The 23,158-nt window shown below is 63.5% G+C and carries 19 protein-coding genes and 2 pseudogenes; 6 read left to right on the top strand and 15 right to left on the bottom strand.

Going from position 1 to position 23,158, the window contains the following annotated elements:
• Positions 1 to 3: 3 nt before the first annotated feature.
• The 3 genes from GD429_RS22865 to GD429_RS22875 form a co-directional block, all read right to left on the bottom strand.
• Positions 4 to 1,545 carry an FGGY family carbohydrate kinase gene (locus tag GD429_RS22865; protein ID WP_152860177.1) on the bottom strand — a complete coding sequence of 514 codons (1,542 nt, stop codon included), beginning with the start codon at positions 1,543 to 1,545 and terminating at the stop codon, positions 4 to 6.
• Positions 1,542 to 3,005 carry an MFS transporter gene (locus tag GD429_RS22870; RefSeq protein WP_321574801.1) on the bottom strand — a complete coding sequence of 488 codons (1,464 nt, stop codon included), beginning with the start codon at positions 3,003 to 3,005 and terminating at the stop codon, positions 1,542 to 1,544. The genes GD429_RS22865 and GD429_RS22870 overlap by 4 nt, the downstream gene beginning before the upstream one ends.
• 244 nt (positions 3,006 to 3,249) lie before the next feature.
• Entirely contained in the window at positions 3,250 to 3,966 is a 717-nt protein-coding gene (locus tag GD429_RS22875) for an SDR family oxidoreductase (protein WP_152860181.1), read from the bottom strand.
• A 133-nt stretch (positions 3,967 to 4,099) separates the two neighbouring features.
• Here GD429_RS22875 and GD429_RS22880 point away from each other — a divergent pair, with 133 nt between their 5' ends.
• Positions 4,100 to 5,077, top strand: a complete 978-nt coding sequence (locus GD429_RS22880; protein WP_152860249.1) for a LysR family transcriptional regulator — start codon at positions 4,100 to 4,102, stop codon at positions 5,075 to 5,077.
• A gap of 43 nt (positions 5,078 to 5,120) precedes the next feature.
• Here GD429_RS22880 and GD429_RS22885 read toward each other — a convergent pair whose 3' ends face one another.
• Complete coding sequence (locus tag GD429_RS22885) at positions 5,121 to 5,858, bottom strand: SDR family oxidoreductase (protein ID WP_152860183.1); 738 nt, start codon at positions 5,856 to 5,858, stop codon at positions 5,121 to 5,123.
• A gap of 103 nt (positions 5,859 to 5,961) precedes the next feature.
• Here GD429_RS22885 and GD429_RS22890 point away from each other — a divergent pair, with 103 nt between their 5' ends.
• The 4 genes from GD429_RS22890 (at position 5,962) to GD429_RS22910 (ending at position 9,827) form a co-directional block, all read left to right on the top strand.
• Entirely contained in the window at positions 5,962 to 6,906 is a 945-nt protein-coding gene (locus tag GD429_RS22890) for a LysR family transcriptional regulator (protein WP_152860185.1), read from the top strand.
• A gap of 148 nt (positions 6,907 to 7,054) precedes the next feature.
• Positions 7,055 to 8,443, top strand: a complete 1,389-nt coding sequence (locus GD429_RS22900) for a nucleobase:cation symporter-2 family protein (protein WP_152860187.1) — start codon at positions 7,055 to 7,057, stop codon at positions 8,441 to 8,443.
• A gap of 583 nt (positions 8,444 to 9,026) precedes the next feature.
• A complete protein-coding gene (locus GD429_RS22905; RefSeq protein ID WP_152860189.1) occupies positions 9,027 to 9,263 on the top strand; it encodes a hypothetical protein in 237 nt (78 codons plus the stop codon).
• A gap of 246 nt (positions 9,264 to 9,509) precedes the next feature.
• Positions 9,510 to 9,827, top strand: a complete 318-nt coding sequence (locus GD429_RS22910) for a hypothetical protein (protein ID WP_152860191.1) — start codon at positions 9,510 to 9,512, stop codon at positions 9,825 to 9,827.
• A gap of 543 nt (positions 9,828 to 10,370) precedes the next feature.
• Here the strand turns inward: GD429_RS22910 and GD429_RS22915 are convergent.
• Positions 10,371 to 10,610: a hypothetical protein gene (locus tag GD429_RS22915; RefSeq protein WP_152860193.1), complete on the bottom strand. Its 240-nt coding sequence runs from the start codon at positions 10,608 to 10,610 to the stop codon at positions 10,371 to 10,373.
• Positions 10,611 to 10,921: 311 nt separating this feature from the next.
• On the opposite strand from GD429_RS22915, the pseudogene GD429_RS22920 reads away from it, so the two are divergent.
• Positions 10,922 to 11,312: pseudogene (locus tag GD429_RS22920) on the top strand (NUDIX hydrolase).
• Between the two features lie 92 nt (positions 11,313 to 11,404).
• Here GD429_RS22920 and GD429_RS22925 read toward each other — a convergent pair.
• The 10 genes and pseudogenes from GD429_RS22925 to GD429_RS22980 form a co-directional block, all read right to left on the bottom strand.
• Entirely contained in the window at positions 11,405 to 11,617 is a 213-nt protein-coding gene (locus GD429_RS22925; RefSeq protein ID WP_152860195.1) for a hypothetical protein, read from the bottom strand.
• 376 nt (positions 11,618 to 11,993) lie between these two features.
• Complete coding sequence (locus tag GD429_RS22930) at positions 11,994 to 14,396, bottom strand: dockerin (RefSeq protein WP_152860197.1); 2,403 nt, start codon at positions 14,394 to 14,396, stop codon at positions 11,994 to 11,996.
• A 58-nt stretch (positions 14,397 to 14,454) separates the two neighbouring features.
• Complete coding sequence (locus GD429_RS22935) at positions 14,455 to 16,785, bottom strand: LamG-like jellyroll fold domain-containing protein (RefSeq protein ID WP_193727170.1); 2,331 nt, start codon at positions 16,783 to 16,785, stop codon at positions 14,455 to 14,457.
• Between the two features lie 271 nt (positions 16,786 to 17,056).
• A pseudogene (locus GD429_RS22940) lies at positions 17,057 to 17,262 on the bottom strand (ISL3 family transposase); the annotation flags it as partial.
• 359 nt (positions 17,263 to 17,621) lie between these two features.
• Positions 17,622 to 18,296: a DUF799 domain-containing protein gene (locus tag GD429_RS22950; protein ID WP_152860201.1), complete on the bottom strand. Its 675-nt coding sequence runs from the start codon at positions 18,294 to 18,296 to the stop codon at positions 17,622 to 17,624.
• An 8-nt stretch (positions 18,297 to 18,304) separates the two neighbouring features.
• Entirely contained in the window at positions 18,305 to 18,676 is a 372-nt protein-coding gene (locus GD429_RS22955; protein ID WP_152860203.1) for a DUF4810 domain-containing protein, read from the bottom strand.
• Between the two features lie 44 nt (positions 18,677 to 18,720).
• Positions 18,721 to 19,350 carry a CsgG/HfaB family protein gene (locus tag GD429_RS22960; RefSeq protein WP_152860253.1) on the bottom strand — a complete coding sequence of 210 codons (630 nt, stop codon included), beginning with the start codon at positions 19,348 to 19,350 and terminating at the stop codon, positions 18,721 to 18,723.
• 167 nt (positions 19,351 to 19,517) lie between these two features.
• Entirely contained in the window at positions 19,518 to 20,093 is a 576-nt protein-coding gene (locus GD429_RS22965; protein ID WP_152860205.1) for a hypothetical protein, read from the bottom strand.
• A gap of 281 nt (positions 20,094 to 20,374) precedes the next feature.
• Positions 20,375 to 22,135: a ShlB/FhaC/HecB family hemolysin secretion/activation protein gene (locus tag GD429_RS22970; RefSeq protein ID WP_152860255.1), complete on the bottom strand. Its 1,761-nt coding sequence runs from the start codon at positions 22,133 to 22,135 to the stop codon at positions 20,375 to 20,377.
• A gap of 670 nt (positions 22,136 to 22,805) precedes the next feature.
• Positions 22,806 to 23,150 (bottom strand): hypothetical protein, encoded by a 345-nt coding sequence (locus GD429_RS22980; RefSeq protein ID WP_152860208.1) that lies wholly within the window; start codon positions 23,148 to 23,150, stop codon positions 22,806 to 22,808.
• Positions 23,151 to 23,158 lie beyond the last annotated feature (8 nt).

Genomic DNA, 23,158 nt, shown 5'->3' on the forward strand with positions numbered 1-23,158 from the left:
TGCTTACGCGTAAGCAAAATCGGCCGCGTGCGCAAGCTCGGACGCGATCCGCGCATGCCAGGCCGCGCGCCGGCGCTGCCGGCTGGCCGCGTCGATCGAGGGTTCGAAGACGGCGTCGGTAACGAGTGTCGCGCGGGCCGCGTCGAGCGAGTCCCACAGCAGCCCCGACGCGCCCGCGAGAAACGCCGCGCCGCGCAGGCTTGCACGGTCGCCTTCGCGCATCCGGCGCACGGGCACGCCGCTCACGTCGGCCTGGATCTGCAGCAGCGTGTCGCTGCCCGCGAGGCCGCCGCCGACGATCAGCTCCGACACGTCGGCCCGCGCCACCGCCTGGTTGGCCTCCATGCACGACGCGACCGAATGCGCGATGCCTTCGAGCACCGCATATGCAACCTCGGCCTGCGTCGTCGCGATCGAGATACCCGACAGCAACGCGCGTGCGTTCGGCTCCATCCGCGGCACGCGCAAGCCGGTGAGCGCCGGTATGAACGTCACGCCGCGCGCCGACTGTACGGTGCCCGCCAGCGCACTGATCTGCGCCGGATCGTCGAACCAGCGCAGCTTTTCGCAGACCCAGCGCAGTGCCGAGCCCGTCGTCGCGACGAAGGTTTCGAGCGAGTAATGCGACACGCCGCCGTGCCGCCGCGCGGTCATCGCCAGCGTGCCGTCGTGCGCGTAACCGGGTTGTGCGTACGATCCGGCGTCAGGACGCACCGTCCCCGTCAGCAGGTCGACGAAGCTGCCGGTGCCGTGCACGCACATCGCCTGGCCGCGCTCGACGCAGCCGAGGCCGACCGCACCCGCGAACTGGTCGCCCGCGCACGCGAGGATCGGCACGTCGATGCCGAGCATGTCCTGACGCGTGCGGCCGAACGCGTCGGCGTCCTCGCGCAGCGCGGGCAGCAGTTCGTGCGGAAAGCCCAGCGCGTCGAGCCACGGCTCGAAATAGCAATGTTCGCCGAGCAGGTAAGCGCTCGCCGATGTTGCGTTGGTCGGCGTCGTCACGCATTCGCGTGCATCGGACAGATGCCACAGCAGCCACGTATCGATCGTGCCGAATGCGAGACATCCGGCGCGATGCGCATCGGCCACCGCCTGCGACGTCCGCATCTGGTGCACGGCCCACAGATACGGTGAGCGCACACCCGCCGGCCGGCCGACCTGCGGCACGAGCACACGGTCCCAGTCGAACGCGAAACGGTCGAGCTCGGCCGCATGGCGCGTGTCCTGCCAGACCATCGCGGGCACGAGCGCGCGACCGGTCCGCGTGTCCCACAGCACGGCTGTCGCACGCTGCGTCGCGAGCGCCAGCGCGACGATCTGCACACCCTGCTCATGCGCGTGCGCGAGCGTCGCGCGGCAGACCGCGAGCGTCTTGTCGAGGATCGCGTTCGCGTCCTGTTCGACGACACCGGGCCGCGGGCTCTCGACCGACAGCGGCAGGTATTCGAGGCACGACACGTGCCCGCTCGCGTCGACCAGCGCGGCACGCGTGCCGGATGTGCCTTCATCGATGGCGAGAATGGCGTTTCGGGAATCGGTCATCGCTGCGTTTTCTCGATGGCGGGTTTCAGGAAGGCCGACGTGGCGCGCGCGTCGTCACCGAAGTGCGGCGCGTCGGGTTCGTTGTCGGGATTGATCGTCGTGCGCGTCGGATCCCAGCGGATCGCGAAGCAAATCGCGCTCGCGACGCACGGCACGACCGCGAGGATCAGGAACGTGTGTTCGAGGCCGTAGCGTGCGCGAAACAGCGGAAAGACCAGCAGGCCGAGTGCCGCGCCGATCGAGCCGAGCGCGCCGACGATACCGTTCGCGCCGGCGCGCAGTTCGCCGCGAAACGACAGCGACGACAGGCTCTTGCCGTTCGCGCCGGGGCCGGCCGAGTGGAACAGGATGAACAGCGACGGCACGACCACGGACAGCCACAGCGGCATGTGCGCATGGAACAGCCCGAGCGCGACCAGCATCGCGCAAACCGCCGCGAAGCCGATCGCCGATGCGCGGCGCAGGCCGACGCGACGGCCGACCGTCGACGACGAGAAGCCGCCGACGATCCCGAACAGGTTGAACACGAGCGCACCGAGCGTCGCATAGACGAAGTCCTTGCCGAACAGCGCGGCACTGATCAGCGGCAGATACCAGCCGATCGCGAAGTATTCGATCGACTGGCCGATCTGCACGGTCGCGGCGAGGATCGTGCGCGGCAGGTAGACGCCGCGAAAGATCAGCAGCACGTTCGCGAGGCCGCGCGTGGCCGGATTGACGATGGGTGTGCGTTCGTGCGCAGGTGCGGCGACGAATGCCTGCCCGTAGATGCGCGTCATCGCGTGCGCCGCGTCGTCGAGGCGCTCCTTGCGCGCGAGCCAGATCGGGCTTTCGACGAGGAACGCGCATTGCAGCGCGAGGATCGCGACACCGAACACCGCGGTAGCCGCGACCGAGTAGCGCCAGATCGAATCGCCGACCTGCCACGCATGAAACAGCAGCGCGAGCAGCAGGTTCAGGCAGACCGCCGTGTACCACATGCCCTGCCACGTATTGAGCCGGCTCTTCAGGCGGCCCGGCGTGAACTCCGCGAGCATCGCCATCGCGATCGCGAAGTCGATCCCGTACGCCATCCCGACGAAGAAGCGGCCGGCCAGAATCGTATTGAAATCCGGTGCGAACACCACGAGCAGCGCACCGATGACCGACAGCAGCTTCGCGGCGATCAGCGGCCGTACGCGCCCCCACCGGTCGGCCATCCAGCCGCCGATCGGGTTGAACGCGATCGCGACCCACGACGCGAACGACGTCATCCATGCGACCTGCGCGGCCGACAGATGCAATTCGTGCGTCATCGGCCCGAGGCCGGCGCTCAATGCCGAGTTGGAAAATGCGTCGAGAAACAACCCGCCGAGCGACAGCCACCAGACGAGTCCCGCCCTGCCCGCGATACCGGGGCGCGCGTCGAGAAAGGAAATGACGTCTTCAATGCCATGAAGCTTGACCGCGATCGTTTGCACAATCGGCCTCCGTATATTTGTTCTGTAAGAGGCTCGACATTGCAGATGCGATCGACGCATGGAGAGACCATCCTACAGATAGTCTCTTATCTAGATCTGCCCGCGCAATTTACGGCGGGCAGCGCGACTGTGTCAAGCGCGGTCGGTTGTGCGATGCAGCGAGCGACATGTCGTCGCGCCGCGCAATCGTTGCGGATACAACGTCATGTGCAGGCGACCTGGCAAGGCAAGCAGCGACATCCGTTCACCACGGCACCGTCCGCCCCAGATAGTCGAGGTATTCGAGCCCGGGGCGCGCACGCTTCGCGATCAGCACGTCGACGAGGCTCGGCACGCTCTCGTCGATGGTCAGGCGTGCATCGGGCCCGCCCAGCTCCGTGCGGACCCAGCCGGGCGCCATCAGCGCCATCGCACGCGGCGTGTCGGCCTGCCGCGCCGCGAAGCTGCGCATGAACTGGTTCAGCGCGGCCTTGCTGCCGCGATAGACCTCGCGCATCCCGCTGACGTTGTTCGCGACGCTGCCCTGCCCCGACGACATCGCGCCAATCAATCCGTCGGCGGTCACGAAATCCTGGAGCGCGTCGATCACGCGCATCGGCGCAAGCGCGTTCGTGATCATCACGCGCACGAACTCGTCGGTCGTCACTTCGCCGATCGTTTCGTTCGGGTCGTTGGTCGTCCCCGCATTCACGAACAACATGTCGAAGCACCTGCCCGACAGGCGCTCGCGCAGCGCGGTCAGTTGCGCCGGCTCGCAGATGTCGAGCGTCTCGATCCCGAGCCGGCCGTCGAACCGGTCAGCGAGATCGTGCAGCTTCGTGCGCCCCGATCCTGCACGCACGGTGCCCGTTACGTTCCAGCCCCTGTTCAGGAATTGCTCCGCCATGGCCAACCCGAGGCCGCGCGAAGCGGCGACGAGCAGGATCGTGGGTGCGTTCGGGTTCGATACGGTCGATTGCATGGTTGCCGCCTTTGCCGGGTTTCACGATGCGCCCACTATAGGCGTGCACCAGACCATGCACCAGACGCACCGGATGCAACCAATAGTTGCATCGAACGCCATGCCAGACCGTGCAGTGGCGTATCCTGTCCGCATGGAAGACATCGACCTGAATCTCGTCACCGCACTCGACGCGCTGCTGTCGGAAGGCAGCGTGACGGGCGCGGCGCGCCGGCTTGGCCTGAGCACGTCCGCCATGAGCCGCACGCTCACGCGGCTGCGGCTCTCCACCGGCGACCCGTTGCTCGTGCGCGCCGGGCGCAAGCTCGTGCCGACGCCGCACGCGGCTGCATTGCGCGACCGCGTGCATGCGATCGCGAGCGACGCGCGCGCCGTGCTGCGGCCGGCGACGGCCGACGTCGACATGGCGACGCTCTCATCCACGTTCACCATTCGCGCGTCGGCGTCGTTCATGGAAATGCTGTCCGGCCCGGTGGTCGCCGCGATCGGCGAAGTCGCGCCGCACGTGCGCATCCGCTTCGTGCCCAAGCCCGACCGCGATCCGCAAGCGCTGCGCGACGGCACCGTCGATCTGGAAATCGGCAAGCGCGGCGACGACGCGCCCGAGCTGCACACCCGCATGCTCGGTCACGACTGGCACGTCGCGGTAGCGCGCGCCGGACACCCGCTGTTCGCGGCGGCCAGGATCACGCCCGCGCGCTATGCGGCCTGCCGTCACGTGATCGCATCGCAGCTCGGCGATTTCGGCGGACCGGCCGACGCTCCGACCGGCCCGTCCGGCCCGGGCCAGACCGTGCACGTCGTCGTCCCCGGCTACCCCGATGCGATGCGTGTCGCGGCCAGCACCGACCTGATCGCGCTGGTGCCGCGCTCGAGCCTCGGCAACGCGTTCTCGCCGGGGCTCGCGGAAGCCCTCGGGCTGCGCAGCTTCGAGATCCCGGTCCGCCTGCCCGCGATCCTCGTCTCCGCGCTATGGCATCCGCGCATGCACGCCGACCCCGTCCACCGCCGCCTGCGCGACGCGGTCATTGCGGTCTGCCAGCGCGCGTATCCCGATTCCCGCGCGCCACGCGCACCGGCGCGCAACACGAAAACACACACGGCCGGCTGACGCCGCGCAAGTACCCGAAGCCGGCCCGCACGACGCGCACGGCTCAGACCAGCCGGCCGCCGCCGTCGATGTGCAGGATTTCGGCATTCATGAAACCGTTGCCCAGCAGGAACGCGATCGCCTCCCCGACTTCGTCGGCACGACCGACGCGGCCGCCCGGCAGCGCCGATGCGGCTCCCGCGAGGATCGCATCGCGCGCTTCCGGGCCGAACGCGTCGTACAGCGGCGTCTCGACGAAACCGGGTGCGACGACGTTGACGCGAATCGGCTTCAGCTCCAGCGCGAGCGATTGCGCCAGCGCTTCGACGCCACGCACGGCGGCGGCAATCACGGACGTGCCTTGCGCCGACGGACGATCCGACAGTTGCCCGCCCGTCAGCACGATCGAGCCGGTCGCGGGCATCAGCGGCAACGCGGCCCGGATCGCGTAGACCGGCCCGGCGATGCGCTCCTGTACCGCGGCGAGCAGATGATCGGGATCGGTCTCGCTCAGCTTGCCGGCGATGAACCGGCCGGCCGTGACGACCAGGTGATCGACACGCGTCATCGTATCGAATACGGCCTGCACCGCGTGCCGATCCGCGATATCGGCCACCGCGAAACGCGCGCCGCCGATCGTGTGCGCGGCGGCCTCGAGCTTCGCGCGGGTCCGGCCGACCAGCGTGACGCTGGCGCCCCTCGCCTTCGCGGCCGCCGCGGCCGCGAGGCCGATTCCGGAGCTCGCGCCGAATATCACCACGTGCGCGCCGTCCAGTGTCGAAGATTGCAGTGCCTCGTTCATGTCGGTTCCTCATCAGGAAGTGAAGGTTTGCGAACGTTAGGTCATTCTCCATTACACAGGAACGTGGGACACTTGAATAGGGTTCATTCCATAAGGGAATAAGATGGATTCGCTGCGATCCATGCGCGTGTTCGTCCGCGCCATCGAGCTGGGCAATTTTTCGGCGGTCGCTCGCGAGGAAGGCACCGGCCAGCCGACGATCAGCAAGATCGTCGCCGCGTTCGAACAGGAACTGGGCGTTCGCCTGCTCGAACGCTCGACAACCAGCCTCGCGCCGACCGACGAAGGCCGGCGCTTCTACGATCGCTGCAAGCGCGTGCTCGACGAATACGAAAGCGCGGTGGCCGACGTGCGCGGGCAAACGCTGCGGCCGGTCGGCAAGCTGGTCGTCAACGCGCCGCTGGGGCTGGGCGAGTTGAGGCTGAACGCGCTCGTGCTCGAATTCCTCGCCGCGTGGCCGGAAATCGACGTCGAGCTTCATTTGACCGATCGCGTGATCGATCTGGTCGAGGAAGGCGTCGATGTCGCCATTCGCCTCGGCCACGTGCTGCCGCCGGATGTCGTCGCACGCAACATCGCGTCGTCGCCGCGCCTGCTGGTGGCCGCGCCGGCATACGTGTCGAGGGCGCCGAGGATCCGCCGGCCGGAAGACCTGGCGAAGCATGAGTATGTCGGATACGCGCGCGCGGACATCATCGGCAGCGCACTGGAATTCGCGCGAGGCGACGAGAAGGTCGCCGTTCCGGTACACGGCCGGTATCGCGTGAACAGCTCGATCGCGCTGCGGGAATGCTTCCTGGCCGGGAACGCGGTGGGCAGCGCGCCGGCGTGGCTCGTTCAGGACCTGATCGACACCGGGCGGCTCGTCCGGCTGCTGCCGAAGTGGGACATGGTTCCGCCGCATGCGCTGCACCTCGTGTATGCGTCGCGCCGGTATCTGCCGCTCAGGACCCGCACGTTCCTGCAATTCATGGAGCAGCGGATTCCGGAATTGCCCGGGTTCAGCGCGACGACGACAGCCGCAATCGCGTCGCGGCAAACCCGCTGACCGACGGCCGCCACGATCACGGCCGGCCGGGCGCCGATCCGTCGCCGCTTCCCCGCTCCGTCGAATCCCCGCTATCGCGGCGCACCGCGGCGCCGGCGGGCCCTTCGGCTAAAATGCCGCACTTTCCACCTTGTCCGGCCCGCTCGCCATGCAACCCGCTTCCCACGCCCAACCCGCCTCCCACGGCGCCGACGCCGCAGAATCGGCCCGCGACCTCGTCTACGGCCCGAACGACCGGCCGGCGCCGATGGTCGCCTTCGTCGCCGCGCTGCAGCACCTGCTGGCGATCATCGTGCCGATCGTCACGCCCGGCCTGCTGATCTGCCAGGCGCTCGGCGTGTCCAGCCGCGATACGACCCTGATCGTATCGATGTCGCTGGTGATTTCCGGTATCGCCACCTTCGTCCAGTGCAAGCGCTTCGGCCCGCTGGGCGCCGGCCTGCTGATCGTCCAGGGCACCAGCTTCAACTTCGTCGGCCCGCTGATCGCGGGCGGCAGCCTGATGGTCAAGCAGGGCACGCCGGTCGAGACCGTGATGGCCGCGATCTTCGGCGTCGTGATTGCCGGTTCGTTCGTCGAGATGAGCGTGTCGCGCCTCCTGCCGTTCGTGAAGCGCCTGATCACGCCGCTCGTCACCGGCATCGTCGTGCTGCTGATCGGCCTCACGCTGATCAAGGTCGGCCTCATCAGCATGGGCGGCGGCTATGGCGCGATGGCCAAGGGCACGTTCGCGAGCGCGGAGAACCTGACGCTGTCCGGCCTCGTGCTCGGCACGATCATCCTGCTGAACCGCGTGCCGATCGTCTGGGTGCGCAGCACCGCGCTCGTCATCGCGCTCGCGATCGGCTACCTCGCGGCCGCGTTCCTCGGCCGCCTCGACTTCACCGGCATGCAGCAGGCCGCGCTGTTCCAGGTTCCGACGCCGCTGCACTTCGGCATCGGCTTCTCGTGGTCGCTGTTCGTGCCGATGCTGATCATCTACCTCGTCACGTCGCTCGAAGCGATCGGCGACGTCACCGCCACCAGCAAGATCTCGAACGAGCCGGTCGAGGGGCCGGTGTGGATGCAACGAATCAAGGGCGGCGTGCTCGTCAACGGCGCGAACTCGCTGCTGGCCGGCGTGTTCAATACGTTTCCGAGCTCCGTGTTCGCGCAGAACAACGGCGTGATCCAGATCACCGGCGTCGCGAGCCGCCATGTCGGCATCTGGATCGCGGGGATGCTCGTGGTGCTCGGCCTGTTCCCGGTCGTCGCCGGCGTGCTGCAGGCCGTGCCGGAGCCCGTGCTGGGCGGCGCGGCGATGGTGATGTTCGGCGCGGTGGCCGCATCGGGCATCAACATTCTCGCGGGCGTGCAGCTCGACCGCCGCGCGCTGCTGATCATCGCGGTGTCGCTGGCGCTCGGCCTCGGCGTGTCGCAGGTGCCGGACATTCTGAACAGCCTGCCGCATGCGCTGAAGAACGTGCTGGAATCGGGTGTCGCAACGGGCGGCATCTGCGCGCTCGTGATGAACTGGTTCCTGCCGGAACAGAAGTAAGGACGGAATGCGCGGCAACCGCGCGGTGTTTCAGGCACCGCGTCGGCCAGCCCGCACGCCGGTTCAACCCGACCGCGCCAGACAGCCACAGCCTCGCACCGGAGGCATTCCGCGTCGCCCGAAATAAGATGGCCACCCGAAGGGCGACGCGCGTATGATGAACTCATCCGGGCATTCGCGAGCCGTTCGACTGCTCGCCCTCCGTCTCCCTTCTTGCTGCATCGCGCTCATGTTCGCACGCAGCATTACGCTTTACGCCCCACCCCGTCGCGCCACACTGGCGATACTGGCCGGACGAGTTCGTCCCGCGAGTCGTCGCGACCGAACGTTCAGAAGCTCGTCATGAGCGTGCGTCTTTATCGTGGATTCGAATGTCGCCCGCTCATGTGCCGTCATGTGCCGGCGCAGAACGACCGCCCGCGTGACGACGGCGCCGGCTTCGACGCAGCGGTCGGGATTTTGCCCGTGGGGCGCTGAGAACAACATCGCTCGAAATTTGCCCGCGCGGCGGCTGTCGAGTGAAATCAGACGCACTCGCCGTGCAGCAAGCCAAGAATCGAACCATAACCGAGAGTCGGCAAACATGAGCTGGTACTGCGATGTGGAGCGCGAACTGACTCACATTAGGGGAGCGATCGGACTGCTCGAGCAAACACACGACGCCTTCATCAACCGATCGCCAGTGAGCGATCCGGCGTATTGGCGATTCAAGCTCGACACACTCCGGACACGATTTGAGCGCAATAAGGTACTCGAACGCCAGATCAATGAACTGTTCGCTCGCCTCGATCGAATCCGGGATCCGAACTTCCGCAAATAAGAATCTGCCACGCGTGTCCGAGCATTCGATTGCGCTCGATTCGGGACCAGGTACATCTTGAATGCCGAATTGCAAGCTGCAGTATCGGCTCGGCGAACGCAGTATCAGCGGCGGCGGCCGTCGCGCGAGTCGCTTCAACCCGGCGTCACTCGCGAATCGGTCCGTCATCCTTATCGATTTTTCCGGCATGTATGCATCCCGGGGAAGCAGCCACACCGGGACCATGCCGGACTTCGGAGCAATATCATGACTGATGCCACCCCAAACAGCACCTTTCGGCACCTTCCACTGACACCCGAACAGGATGCGGAGATCCGCCACTACATCAAGAAAAAGGAACAACGCGGCGAACCGTGGGACACCCCGGAACTGGCGACGATGCTCAGAGACATGCTCGATCCTCCCCTCACCGACGATGAAGAGCCCGACGCCGACGTCGAGGAAACGAAGCTGGCCTGCGAGTATGCATTGGCCTCGATCGACGAGGCGATGGAACCTGTTTCCGCGAGTGAGGAACGAAACGCGGCAATGGAAGCCGAGGAGATGAAGCACCCCAGGGGGTAGCACCTCCAGGCCCGCAATTCGAGCCGAAGCTGCGCGCCGCCGCCCTGATCCCGATCGCCTTTGTATCGCCGTTCCGTATCGTTGCCGCTTGCGAAAGGTGGACCGAATGCCGTGCGCACGATCCTGACGCCGCAAGCTGCGTCGACATCGTGCCCACAGACGGGTGATGTCGCGCAAGACCCGGTTGACGAAAACGAACTCCGTGGAGACTCGCCCCAGGCAAGCTTTGCGTTCGACCTGAACCGGCCAGCCGTGCGCCCACTTAGTCGCGCATGCAGCCGCATCGTCACGCGCATCGAAGCCGGCCAGATCGCCGCCGACGTGCGCTTGTCCCGGACTTCAGCCGGAAGAATCAGGACGATCCCCGCACTGGTTGATCAACCCCGAACGCCTCGTTCGACAGGCGGATGCGATTGCTGATCGCTTCCGAACCGATCGCAGGCATTGCACCCGAGCAGAGTGCGTCTCGCCATCCCGGCCGAATCCCGTTTCGAGTAAACCGCGGCAGCGCAGGCCCTGTGCAGACGGTCGCTCGGAAGAAGTTCAGTGCGCCCATGGCTGGCCACGCCGCTCGATCGAGGCCACGACGATATTCAACACATGGCGGACGACGTCCTCATGTGTCATACCCGCATCGAGGTACTGGCGCACCTTCATGATCCGTGGCTGATGGGAACCGTCGTCATTGTCCATCACGAAAATACTGGCCGTTCCGGTATCGGTCATCAGCGCTACCTGAATGGTCTTGCCGCAAACGATCGTTTGCATGCTTAGGGTAGTCATCGCCGTGTCCGGTCTGGTTATTGGGGTCTCAAGTATGCGCCCCTATAGCCGGGCGAATCCTCCTGTAAACGCTCCCTTTCCAGCCGATTCGTCGGTAATTCGCACGCTGCGGGCAGCTTTGACTTCCAGGCCCGATTGCGGTGCCGATCGGGCGAGCTTGTTTTTCATCCACCCCCGACGGTTCCGGGTGCTCGCATAAGTCACCCTGCACATGACCCGTTTCCGCATGATCGAGCGGTTCCGGCCGATGCTGCCTTGGCACCGCGATCAACGGTGGCTAGAATCTCGCCAGTGCCTATGCCCTTGAGCCCATGAGTTCCCCACAATCGACCGCGGTACCCATCAAAGAACGGGCGACGATCGTCTGCTACCGCGACAGCCGGGTGTTGCTCGTCGCGCTGGGCCCTTCCGGGCGGCACGATCAAGCGCGGGGAAACGCCGCTCGACGCCGCGCATCGCGAGTTGTGCGAAGAAACCGGCATAACCGGCCAGAATCTCGTTTACTCGATGCATTTCACCGGGCTCGCGAAGGCACATCACGTGTTCTTCGCGGAAGTTGGCCCGGACCAGACGCCGCAAGCGAACAACGAGATCGAGAAATGCAGGTGGTTTCCGATCGACGGCGTCGACGAATTGCACGCGAGCATCCCGACGAAGCGAATCGTCGAACTCGTCTATAACCACGAAATCCGCAAGTCGTAGCCCGCACGAAACCCCGTGCGGCTCGTGCAGAGCGCACGCCCGAGCCGTCGCCGGCTCGAGTTGCTTTTCACCGGTCGGCGCCGCGCGACCGCTCAGTGCGCGCGCTTTCTTCGCAACTCGTGCGTGGAATAAACGACGAGGAAGATGCCCATCATCGCGGCACCGGACGCCATGAAGTCGTTTGCGGTTCCCGAGCTGTGCAGGGACGTCGGGAAGATGCCGAGACTCAGTCCTGCGGCGGCAAGAAGCAATCCTGCAGCCACACCCCAGATCGGTCCGGCGGTCTTTTCGATTTTATTTTTCATGCAGCACCCGTCTACAGTCATTACCTGGCCGGTATCGGCAAAAGGCGCCGCGCCTACCGCCAGTAATTTCACTATAGCCGGGAAATAATTCGCAAACTTTCAGTGCTTTTCCCGATCAAGTTTTCTCGTTTACGGCCGCTGTGCCGCGCCGGCGCCACGGCGCAAGTGCGCGCCGTCAAGCACGCCGATTCGCAAGAAAACGGGATGGCGGAAGGCAGCAGACTCTGATCATCGCTCGCACAGACCCGCCAGGTAAGACTCCCACTGTCGTAGATGGCTCCCTACCCACAATCCTACCCATTACGGTAGCGCCCCCATTCACCCAAGCTTTACGTCCGGCTGCACCGCAGCCGGACGGTCGACAGGTCGATCAACCTCAATTGCTAAAGATCAGACCGCGAGCGGCACCATTGACGTAAATCCTGCCATATCGGTTCCAGTCACCCACCATCACGCCGGAGTCGCCGAATTGGTGCGCGTCATCGTTGAAGCGCGCCCACGTTGCACCGCCGTCGTCGGAATGGTAAATGCCCCAGACGCCGTTCAATGTGCCTTCCACATAGACCGCGGCCGAGTACGGCGAACCAGTCGGCGCCCTGCCCAAGGCGATCACGGTGGCGCCCGGTGTGTCGCTGGTCGACGCGAAGACGCCGAGCTTCGTCCAGGTCGCCCCCGAGTCCACCGAGTGGTACACGGCCGTGCCGTCGGCCAGCCAGAGATCACCCTCGGCGTTCGGATTGACCGCCATCGACGTATCTCGCCACGAATTCCAGGCCAGGTTCGCGTTCACCGAGCCCTGGCTCAGCGTGAACGTGTGGCCGCCGTCGTTCGAGACGTAGATCTTGCCGCGCTGCCAGCTCCACGGTGCGCCGCCGGAGTCGTACGCATAGACCTTGTTCGGGTTCTTGCGGTCTGCGGCCAGGCGGTAGGCACGCGGGAAGCCGTTCCAGGTGGCACTAAACGCCGGCAGGTTGGTCGCCGTCCAGCTGGCGCCGTTGTTTGTCGTGTACGACGGGACCGAGTCCGGCGGTGCCCAGGTCACGTTGTTGCGGGCCGGGACGACCAGGTTGCCCACGTTGCTCTGGCTTGCCGCGGCGCCGTTGGGCAGCGACGCGAACGTCGCCCAACTATTGCCGCTGTCGCCCGACCAGAAGCCCCGGGTGGCATGGCCGTTGGCGTTGTCGACGCCCGCGGCGGCGATATACGTCGGATCGGACCACGACATATCGGCCGAATTGCCGCTGCTCCACGTGTTCAAGGGGCCTTTCGTCGGCCTCGTCGAGAGATCCGTATTGACCCACGTGCCGATGTCGCCGGCGCTGTTGATGAAGTTGTACGACGCACCGGGCGGCGCCGTGACGAGGGCCAGCGTCACGGTTTCCTCGAGGTTGTCGACCTTGGGGCTCCAGGTTGGCGTGGGCGACGAGGCGTTCATGGTTTCACAGATGCCGCCGCCGTGGACGTGCATGATGTGATCGCGATTGGCAGGGTCGATGGTGACGCCTTCCACCCAGCCGGCGCAGCCATCCGACGCTGTGCCGGTATGCGGCATGCCGGCCTCGATTTCGCGCCACGTGCTGCCGCCGTCGTCGGATAGCTGGATGGTCTTGCTGGTGTCGCTCCAGCCGGTCATGCCCAGTGCGATGCGGGCGGACGAGCCCAGACCGGAGACGGACAGGCCGCCAAAGCCGTTGCTGCTGGAGCTGTTGAGCAGCGTCCAGTTGCCGTTGTTACTGCCGCCGAACTTGTAGAGATAGCTCGGTCCGCCGATGCCCTGGCCGACGCCCGCGTTGAACACCACGTAAAAGTTGCCGTCGGAAGTGCGCACGACGTGCGGGATGTAGTAGCCGGACACCGTCGGCGGGACGGGCACCGGCGTCCACGAGAAGCCGCCGTTGGTGGACTTGTACAGGGTCGACGTCAGGCCCGCCGCGTTGGCGTAGTCCGGGGCGACGGTGGCCCACATGATCCAGGTCGGCTGGCCGCTGCCCTTGCCCGACGTGTCGAAGATGACCTGCTCGACGCCCAGCGGGGAGCCGCCGCCGCCGATCGTGGTGGAGGACAGACCCGTGACCTGCGCCCAGGTGCGACCCGAATCGGCACTCTTCCACAGGCCGGCCGTGCGCGATCCGTAGAACAGCGTCGACGGATGGTTGGGGTCGACCTGCAGGCGCTCGCCGGTGGCCCGGCCGTTGTCGTTGCCGCCCACCGGGAACGGCAGGTCGTAATGCGTCCAGGTGTTGCCACGGTCGCTCGAGATGTAGATGCGGCCGTTGTGACCCTGCGTCACGGTAATGCCGGTCATCATGTAGACGAGCTGGTCGTTGTTCGGGTCGAGCGCGAGGCTTTCGACGCCGTGGAAATCGCCCTCGCCTGAGCCGAAACCGATGCCGTCGGTGATGGGCGTCCACGTCGAGCTGGTTGCGTTCCAGCGGTACGCGCCGCCGACGTCGGTGCGTGCGTACAGCAGGCTCGCGTTGGCTGGATGGTAGATCAGGCCGGTGACATAGCCGCCACCGCCCCATTTCACGCTGGTCCAGCTGGTCCCCTGCTGGGTACTGGTGGACGTACTGTTGCTGGTGTTTCCACCGCGAACCGCGCCGGCCTGGCCATCACTGGTCGCGGATGTGGTACCACTGGCGGCGCCGCCTTGTGTCCCGGCGCCACTGCCTGCGGCTGCCGTGTTGCTTCCCTGCGTGCCATCCGATCCGCCACCGCAGCCCAATAGCGCACACGCCATCGCCGCAGCGGCAATCCATCGTTGAGAAAACACGGTCATCGGAAAAATCCTTGAAGGAAGAGGTCCATCGCAGGGCCCGCCATCGGGCCCTGCGCAATCAATTCGCCATGAGCGATGCGATCTGCGCAGCGCTGAGCGCACCGCGATAGATGCGAAAGTCGTCGATGAGGCCGTGGAACGTGGCGTCGGCACTGTATTGCGATCTCCCCAGCCGGTTCTGCGTGGTACTGCCCAAGCGGAACGGCGCCTGGAACATCGCCGTGTTGGTACTGACGGGCGTGCCGTCCACGTACATCGTGCCGGTCGAACCCGATAGCGTGACGGCCACATGCACCCATCGCTTGCTCGGCAGCTCGGTGGGGGCGTCGATGATCTGTTCCGGAGGGCCGTCACCGGGGCCGTTGGCCGTCATGGCGAAGCGCATGCCGGCCCAGCCGTTGCGCAACTGCCCGCGCGGCGTGAACATCATGTAGCGGTGGAAGCCCGTGCCGAAGTCGAACAGGCGTGCCCACGTTTGCGAGCCGTTCCAGAACACCCAGCTGGCGATGGTGAAGTCCGACACATCGACCAGCAGATCGTCGGGCAAGGCGATGTAGGCGCCCGAGCCGTTGAGCGAGACCGCGGTGCTGCTGTGCCCCGCCGCCCACGTTGCGCCGTTGAGCGTGCCGTGGCGCCCACTGCCCGCGCTATCCGCGGCCGTGGTGCCTCCGCCCTCGTCGAACGCGAAGTGCGCAAGCAACTGCAGTGCCGTAATCACCTTCACTTCGTTGGAGACCGCCGATTCGCCCGAAGGCGTTTGCGCGGTGACGACGTAGAAGTACGTCCCGGCAGCGGGTGGTGTATCGGTATAGGTCAGCAGATCGGTGACACCGGTCATGACGGTACTGTACGGCCCGCCAGCAATGGTCGCGCGCTTGACGTTGTAGCTCGTGGCATTGCTGCTGCCCCACCACGACAGCACTACCTTGCCCGCGCTCGCGTAACCCGTCAGACCGGTCGGCGTTACGGCGGGGCTGCCGGGGTCCAACGTGCAGGTGAGCGTGCCGTAGCCAAGCTGGTCGAAGCCGCCGCTGTTGGGGCCGTAGTTGCCGCCACCGCCCTCCGGTGCGACCAAGGCGGCAGCGCGCTTGGTGTAGGGCGCCGCCAGGCCTTTGCGGTTGATGTAATGGTTGGCCACCAGCGCCCAGCAGGGCCGCCCCAGGGCGCCGCCTCGCGCACCGGTGGACATCTGCGTCTGGATGACGCCGGCGCTGTTCTGGTACGTGACAAAGGGCACTGCGTAGAACGCGCCGTCCGCCTGCGTCAGGTTGGCCTTGGCCACGTATTCCGCGCCTGCGAGGAAGCGGTTGTTGTCATAGCCGTACAGGTCAATACCCTGATTCCAGGCCATCTCGCAAATGGCGCCGGTCAATGCAATGCCGAGCACACTATGGCCCTGATCGCGGCCGGCTTCTTGCCATTGTCCGAGGTTGCCGGGGTGCATGTAGTACACGGCTTGCCGGATGCAGCCGTTGCTGCCGCCGCTCTTGAAATGGGTGACAGCTTCGTTGACGAGCTCGGCATCGTCACACAGCACGCCGACGGCCAGGACACATGCGATATTGGCCAGGCCCCAGTTGGCCCAGTAGTGCGTGTCCAGCGCGGTGTCGATACGGGTCAGGAAAGCGTGGCTGACCGGGTAGAACACCTTGCGCATCATCGCCTGAAACGCGGCGAGGCCGGTCGGGCTCCAGCCGCTGTAGCCGCGCATGATTTCGGCGGCGTTGGCGAACTCGTAGCCGTAGATGCCGGCGGCGAGCGCCACGTCGCTGCCGCCAAGCGTCGTCAGCTTCGCGGCCCATTGGTCCAGATACTCCACGGCTTTGTCTGCGTAGCGTGTGTCGCCCGACCCCTTCCAGCGCAGCGCGTCGCCATAGGCCGCAGCAATGTCGTTGTAGAGGGCGCCGTAGTTCTGACCATGCGTGGGGTCATTGCCGCGATAGATGCCGACCTGCGGGTTCGGTTTGTTCGTCAGGCGTGTATGGCCGTTGGCGACGAGCACGTTCCAGCTATCGATCCAGGGCGAGGCCTTGGCCCCGACCTTGGCGCGCATACGCGCGAAATCCGCGTCGGTATGCAGCAGGCCCGGATGCGCAAATCTATGGGTTTCAGCTATGGCAGGCACCGTCTCGGCTGACGGCGTGGCGGGTATGGCACGAATTGGTGTCGTGTCGAACGATGTGGAAGAGGTCGGTTCCGGCGCGCCTTCAACACCATTGCTGGCCGGCATTGCACCGGTCGCGGCTGCATCGTCACTACCGCCCCCGCACCCGGCCAGCAGAGACGCACTCAACCCGATCATGAAATGCCGTCGCGAGATATCTGCGATACCGCCTAGCTCGCTCGCGATCTCTGCCAACGCGATCGACGTACCCTGCTTCGTTTTCATACAGTTCCCCATATTGCTGGTTACCAAAAAAGCGGCAAGGTCGATAACGACAGACGTACGCTATCCTTCCGATCTCGATGCCCAGCCTTGCGAAGGCCAAGCATCATTTCCTTTATCGGCGCATTCGCCCTGCACAGACCTACCGAAATGACGACAGGAAGACGCATGCAATCGCGACGATCAATGCGATCCACGATGCAGCAAAGAGTCCGAATTCCAGCATGACGATTGATAGAAGGTTGGATCGTTCTCGGATAGATCACGCTTCACCGCGGGGAACGTGCGGCACCACCCGATATTCGAACAGCGGCGCGTCACGCACCGGGCGAACCGTTGTCTCGTGGATTTGCTGACAGCTTGCACCACGTTGCTCGCAAGACATGACCTTGCTGACCGGCTTCAAAAACAGCGACAGCGCGGGCCATCGCTTTCCGGCAATTCCACACGCGCCAACCGGTAACCCGTCCAGCAGCCCAGTGCCTGAAGTGCCTCGCGATCGAGCCATTGCTTCTCGCGACGTCCTAAAAGTCAGGCGTCAGGTTACGCAGTCGCTCTCGAACCCTCCCCGGCTTGCTACGATGAGCAAAAAAAATCCAGCAGGCCACGAGGACAGCACTGCTGGATTGAAGTCGAGGGTCCTTGGCATCCCCGCCGGGCGGGAAATCGTGCCCTTGCCAATGGACAAAACCAATACTACTCAATCGGACGCCTTGACATTGTCATGACATGTCAGGCGCGCACGGCCTACAAGGCTAGCGCGCGAATCGTCAGGGAAATGGTCAAGATCGACGACCACTTAGCCAGGGTGTGTGATTGCGACATCACTAAAAATGTCGTCAGTCTGTTCCGTGCTTTGGTGACCTCGGACCGTACAACAAGCCGTTCGGCGGCCCAGCCGACAGGAGCCGGTTGCTCGTCAGTGCCGCGACAGCATGGCCTTCGTCCGACAACGAATGCGCGATCTGCTTGACTGCCGCCTGCACGAGCACGCCGACAATCCCGAAAGCACCAACGTTGACGTTGTTGCCGATTTCTTTGCCGGTTGCTCGCCCCTTGCCTTCCCACAGCACATCACCGGTCTTCAGATCAACGAGCTTTGCCGAAGCCGCAACCATGGTCGTACTGTCCACGATCTGGTAAACAGAGCCGTACTGCGTCACTTTCGAATACAGAGCGGCATCCGCACCGAATATCTCCCGCAGCTTCGCGGCCGATGTACTCTGGATTTCCGCTGCATTGGTCAACCCGTTCTGCTTGAAGGTTTCGTCCATCACGGCAACCGGCACAACGTAGTATCCGGCTTCGGCAAGCGGCTGCGTCATTTGCGACAGCATGCCGTAGGTCGCCGTGACGTCGTTGGTTTCGTTCAACGGCGGAAGGACGAGGATCGAACGCGGCTGGCTCCGCTTGAAAGCGGTGTAGTCGGTATGCTTCGCGGGCTGAGCGCACGCGCTCAATAGCGCGACGATCGACAGCACGGACAGCACTTTGAATGAAGTCGTTTTGAACATGGCGCACATCACTGTTGGGCGGTTTTCTGTTGGGCAGGTTTCTTCTTCATCAAGAAATCCATATAGGCCGAGGATTCCGGGAACAGCTGCTTCTCGGCCTGGAATTCCTGTCCGGCGCGTTGCCCGTCTCCGATACCCGCATACAGCATCCCGAGATGAGCATGAAAGCCCGGAGGCGGCGTGCCGCCCTTCGCGCGGATCTCCTGCAGCGCCTTCTCGAGCGCGTCGATCTGTTCTTGCGGCGACGTCTTGCCCTTGAAGTACTCGTATACCTGCGGTTGATAGCCGTTCCACTGATAGAGCGGCGGCGTCGTCTGCGCCGCACATCCCGCAAGCAGCAGGAGCGCCGCAGTCAGTGGCAACCCAATACCCCGTTTCATAGTTCTTTCCTGTTCCTACGCGAATCAAATTGAATTGGTAACGATCACTGCGCCGCCTTGAGCCCGCCCGCGTCCACCTGCTCGACAAGGTGGTTGACTGCCTCCTGAATCGCGAGGTCGAGCACCTTGCCGTTCAGGGTCGAGTCATAGCTCGCGGTACCGCCAAAACCGATGATTTCGCGGTTCGACAGGCTGTATTCGCCGGCGCCCTGGCTCGATGCAATGACTTCCGACGTCGTCGTATCGACGATGTTCAGATTGACCTTCGCATACGCGACTTGCGTCTTGCCCTGGCCGAGAATGCCGAACAGTTGTTGATCGCCAACGTCCTTGCGGCCAAACTCGGTCACGTCGCCGGTCACGACGTAGTGCGCGCCCTTCAGGGCCTGCGCCTTCTTCATGAAGCCGGCTTCCTGCTTGATCTCGTCCAGGTTCTCGCGATCGAGCACGTTGAAGCGGTGGCTCTGCTGCAGGCGCGTGACGAGGATCGTCTTCGCTTGCCCGCCGAGTCGGTCGATCCCGTCCGAGAAAATGCCGCGCATGTAGCTCGAGCGGTTGTCGAACTTGCCGACGGCGATCGCGACGGGCTTGCCCGCGTAGGGCTTTTGCGCACTGCTGACGGCCGGTACGTCAAGCGTGCGCGACGACTCGGTCGCGCAGCCGCTCAATCCCATAACAACCGTAGCAGCAACGATCACCGATACTCGAAAACTATTGGGTGCCTTCAATCCAAACTCCTCTGGATCCGAAAATGACGGAAATCTCGCGTGGTGGCTCATGGCCACCACGCAACGTGCTCCGTAAACTGAAACTGGACTATCACGCCATTAGCAAAGCGTTGTCACTTTTTCAGACGAACGACATACAGGCCAGAATCTTGTGCATTCGCGCTCAGGCTGTAGTTGGGTGCAGTCGCGTACGACGCACCTTGAGTCTGCTGCTTATAGATCACAGTCCCACCGGACACGTCGGCAAACTCAATGACCGGCGGGTTCGGATTCGGAACGGCGTTGGTCGTGAAATTCAGCGTCAGCGTCGAAGACGCCATCACACGTAGATCGCCCGAGGACTTCACCTCGTAAACATAGTCCGCGACCACGCCGGAAGGTACCGAATCGGGCTTGCCAAGGCAGATGGTCAAATCGCCAGTTTTGCCGCTGGCCGGGGTTCTGACAGTCAGCGTCGCGATACCATCGTCTGTCGTCAGATTCAGGTTGGTGTTCGCAATTACGCTGCTATTCGACAGACTGAGCTTCTTGTAGCTCGACGGACATGAAAACGCCGCCGTGGCAGTCTGCGAAGTCGAGCCGGTTGAATTCCCCGACGCTGTGCTGCCACCGCCGCCATCACCACCGCCACATGCCGCGAGCAGAACCGTCGTACCCATAAGACCAACCAGCGCCAATTTACTTTTCATTACCATTCCGCAATTGTTAAATATACTAACTAAAACAACAACATCCCACCTGTTCGAATCGACCCGACCCGCACGGTGTGATTCCTGCATAAAAAGTGCGTGGCTATTCTGCTCGCCACGCAAAGCATCCAGGCCCGGAGGGGAGCCGGGACGCGACCAATCAATCTCGAAACGTCAATCGAATACCAGTCGCCGCTTCCGATTCACGCAATCCGCAGTTCGGCAGCAGGTGCAGGCGTATGCTCAAACCTGGGCTGCTCGAACTACAACAGACTCCCCGCTCAAAACTGCGAAGTCAGTTGGAATCCGACCGTGACGCGCGCGGTCGGGAAGCCAGACGGTTTATAGACCGGCGTGCCTGCAAACAGGTCGTACGCACAGGCACCGAAGCGCGTCCCGATGCTTCCCTTGACGCCGATGACAGCGCCGGCCAATTGCGTACCGACGAGCGCGATGGGCTGAGGTCCCCATACGCGGCCATAGTCCAGCCCTGCATACACCGCTTGCCCCGTCTGGCCAATCGCCATTTGCAGCTCGTTACGCCAGTAGAATCCGCGCGCCGCCGCCAGCATCGTTTCTCCGTCGAAGCCGCGCACGGTGTATCGGCTACCGATGGTCATGTCGTCGAGGTAGTACAGGGTGTTCCCCGTGTACTGACCGTGGAACGTACCGACATAGCGAAACGCCTGTTTGCCGACGGCGAACGGCACCGACAGATTGGCGTCGAGCACCGCCATCTTGAAGCGATACGTTGGGCCACCGCCTGCGGCAAGCGTGTCGTCCTGCGCACCAAGCCCGCCGACACCCTGCCGGTATGCGAGTGAGCCGTCGAGCTGCGCGCCATCGAAATAGTGGCGATCGGTCAGGCCGAGTTCGATGATCGTGTTGTTGCGGCGTTGCTGTGAGATTTCGGTGTCTTCGATGAAGCTCTTGCCAAAACGGCGCGACAGCCGGAAATATCCACCGAGTACGTCGTTCTGGCTACGCGTCAGCACGCGGGCCAGTTTGAAATCCACAGTCTTCGAATTACCGCTGGCGACGAAGGTTTGATTCACGCCCGCAATCTGCTGGTAGTACGTGTTCGTGTTTGCGGACAGCGTCGCCGTCCAGTAGCCCCATGGAATCGAATAGAAGCTATTCCAGCCGTGAGAACCGAGACGCCTGTCGCCGAACTCAAGGTCTTGGCTGACGCCTACGTTGAACATGTCGTTCAGGCCGAGCGGGTTGTCGATGCCGACCGACAGATTGCCTTGAAGCTTGCCCGTGGCGCGCGTTCCGGAGTTGTCTATCGACGCAACGACCGTCCAAGGCTTGCCGCGCTTTACGCCGAGCACGACATCACTTTCACCGGGAAGGTCGCCCGGGACGATCTGCATCGAAACGTCCTGGCTCGACACGCGCTTCATTTGCTCGAGACCCTGTTCGAGGTCGCGCAGATTCAGCACCTCGCCGTCGCGGGTCGGGAAGGCGGTTTTCCACGTGCCGCGCAGTTTTTCTTCTGCGAAGCGCACATGGCGAATCATGCCGGGAATCAGCGTGAGTTTGAGCGTGCCGGTCGATAGGTCTTGCTCGGGAACGAGCACGCGCGTCGTAACGTAGCCTCGCGCCAGAATCACCTGGGACAGTCTCTTGACAAACACGTCAACGCCTTGCTTGCCAACACATTGCCCAGCGTAGTGGTTCAACCATTCGCGCGCGAACGCGAATCGATCCATCGGCAAGGCGGACGCGCCTTGAGCCTTCGTCGCGTCGGGCAACGAGCCCGGCACGTCGAGCGTAAAGCGGTCGATGCGGAAGCACGGCGTTTCGGCGGGAAGCGCCGGATACACTTCAATGTGTGGTACTTCCGACCGAACAGAAGGGGCATGCACGGCTGCGTCGCGCTGCTGTGCCTCCCGTTGTTGCTGCGCCTGCCGATCCTGTTCGGCGTTCGCCCTCGCCGCCGCCGCTCGGTCAGCGGGCGTGGGGGCCTGCTGCGCATGTACCGCGAGCGAAACCAAGGCCGCGATCGGAAGCGCCACCAGCCGTTTAGTTATTTTCATTTTTGATTTAATCCCTGATTCTGCCGGTGACCTGCAAACCTCGAAAAAATTTAACGATGCATAACAACCGTAAGACGACGCATGAAACGTCATCTCGAAGGCAACATCCCAACCACCCTCGATGTCACGCAATGCCTGCGCGGACAAGCGTTCAAGGGCATCCTGATAACTCATGGTGCCAGACGCAGCCAGTTGTTTCACTTTGGCACGAATCGCATCGATTTCAGCTTGGTGCAACTGCCGGTTGTAAAGATCCGCGCCTTCGGAACAGACGTAATTAATGCTCACGACTACTCATTCCCTCGACTCCAGGGTTCGTCACTAGGCACACCCAACATCGACAAGCCAGAAACCCAGTATCGGAAGGCCGTCAACCAGATAGCATGAGTCGTCTGCGACAGACTGACAACCGAGTTCAGCACGTTAGCTTTCGTTGATCGAGGTAACAATTCTCACCCCGCCATTCAGCATCGCCTGCTTCACCTCCGCGCAAACTTTATCGTCCCGTATTAGCAGCGACCTCCGGGTCTCGACATTAAAAATCAAATATCGAGGCGCTTCTTCCGGCTTATCGGAGTTGATATGAAGAAGCACCCAACCGCTGCACGAACCGTCCCACAAGTAACTATATTTACAATTATCAATACCCCCGCCCACTAGAACCATCCTCTCACAGATTGACTCGCATCGCCTCACCATACTTATAAATCACAAAATCACGAATGTTATCAACAACGCAGGCAAATCCATCGACATTTTCGCCCGACAGCGTGCCCGAGACCTTCGCCTGATCAACGTAGCTATATCGACTACCGCCGAGCGCCGGAACACTCGAGAGCAAGCATTTCTCCAAATTTTCATGCCTAATCAAAACAGCAGATTGAGTATCATCCTTCCCCTCCCGCGACGACACAAAATAGCCAACCCCTCGACACATAACAAAAAACCCGTCAATGTCTACCGCACCACCTCGTTCAATCGAGGGAAGACCCTCAACAAGCTCATCGACTTTCATAACGTTCC

The sequence above is a fragment of the Burkholderia sp. BE17 genome (assembly GCF_009362305.1).
Taxonomy (GTDB): Bacteria; Pseudomonadota; Gammaproteobacteria; order Burkholderiales; family Burkholderiaceae; genus Burkholderia; species Burkholderia pyrrocinia_C.

What these genes read in the sequence shown, in the direction of transcription:
- GD429_RS22880 (WP_152860249.1), top strand. Translation starts at nt 4,100, where the DNA reads ATGGAAGACATCGACCTGAATCTCGTCACCGCACTCGACGCGCTGCTG.
- GD429_RS22925 (WP_152860195.1), bottom strand. Translation starts at nt 11,617, where the DNA reads ATGAAAAATAAAATCGAAAAGACCGCCGGACCGATCTGGGGTGTGGCT.
- GD429_RS22910 (WP_152860191.1), top strand. Translation starts at nt 9,510, where the DNA reads ATGACTGATGCCACCCCAAACAGCACCTTTCGGCACCTTCCACTGACA.
- GD429_RS22970 (WP_152860255.1), bottom strand. Translation starts at nt 22,135, where the DNA reads ATGAAAATAACTAAACGGCTGGTGGCGCTTCCGATCGCGGCCTTGGTT.
- GD429_RS22930 (WP_152860197.1), bottom strand. Translation starts at nt 14,396, where the DNA reads ATGACCGTGTTTTCTCAACGATGGATTGCCGCTGCGGCGATGGCGTGT.
- GD429_RS22890 (WP_152860185.1), top strand. Translation starts at nt 5,962, where the DNA reads ATGGATTCGCTGCGATCCATGCGCGTGTTCGTCCGCGCCATCGAGCTG.
- GD429_RS22905 (WP_152860189.1), top strand. Translation starts at nt 9,027, where the DNA reads ATGAGCTGGTACTGCGATGTGGAGCGCGAACTGACTCACATTAGGGGA.
- GD429_RS22875 (WP_152860181.1), bottom strand. Translation starts at nt 3,966, where the DNA reads ATGCAATCGACCGTATCGAACCCGAACGCACCCACGATCCTGCTCGTC.
- GD429_RS22950 (WP_152860201.1), bottom strand. Translation starts at nt 18,296, where the DNA reads ATGTTCAAAACGACTTCATTCAAAGTGCTGTCCGTGCTGTCGATCGTC.
- GD429_RS22935 (WP_193727170.1), bottom strand. Translation starts at nt 16,785, where the DNA reads ATGAAAACGAAGCAGGGTACGTCGATCGCGTTGGCAGAGATCGCGAGC.
- GD429_RS22885 (WP_152860183.1), bottom strand. Translation starts at nt 5,858, where the DNA reads ATGAACGAGGCACTGCAATCTTCGACACTGGACGGCGCGCACGTGGTG.
- GD429_RS22965 (WP_152860205.1), bottom strand. Translation starts at nt 20,093, where the DNA reads ATGAAAAGTAAATTGGCGCTGGTTGGTCTTATGGGTACGACGGTTCTG.
- GD429_RS22960 (WP_152860253.1), bottom strand. Translation starts at nt 19,350, where the DNA reads ATGGGATTGAGCGGCTGCGCGACCGAGTCGTCGCGCACGCTTGACGTA.
- GD429_RS22865 (WP_152860177.1), bottom strand. Translation starts at nt 1,545, where the DNA reads ATGACCGATTCCCGAAACGCCATTCTCGCCATCGATGAAGGCACATCC.
- GD429_RS22900 (WP_152860187.1), top strand. Translation starts at nt 7,055, where the DNA reads ATGCAACCCGCTTCCCACGCCCAACCCGCCTCCCACGGCGCCGACGCC.
- GD429_RS22915 (WP_152860193.1), bottom strand. Translation starts at nt 10,610, where the DNA reads ATGACTACCCTAAGCATGCAAACGATCGTTTGCGGCAAGACCATTCAG.
- GD429_RS22980 (WP_152860208.1), bottom strand. Translation starts at nt 23,150, where the DNA reads ATGAAAGTCGATGAGCTTGTTGAGGGTCTTCCCTCGATTGAACGAGGT.
- GD429_RS22955 (WP_152860203.1), bottom strand. Translation starts at nt 18,676, where the DNA reads ATGAAACGGGGTATTGGGTTGCCACTGACTGCGGCGCTCCTGCTGCTT.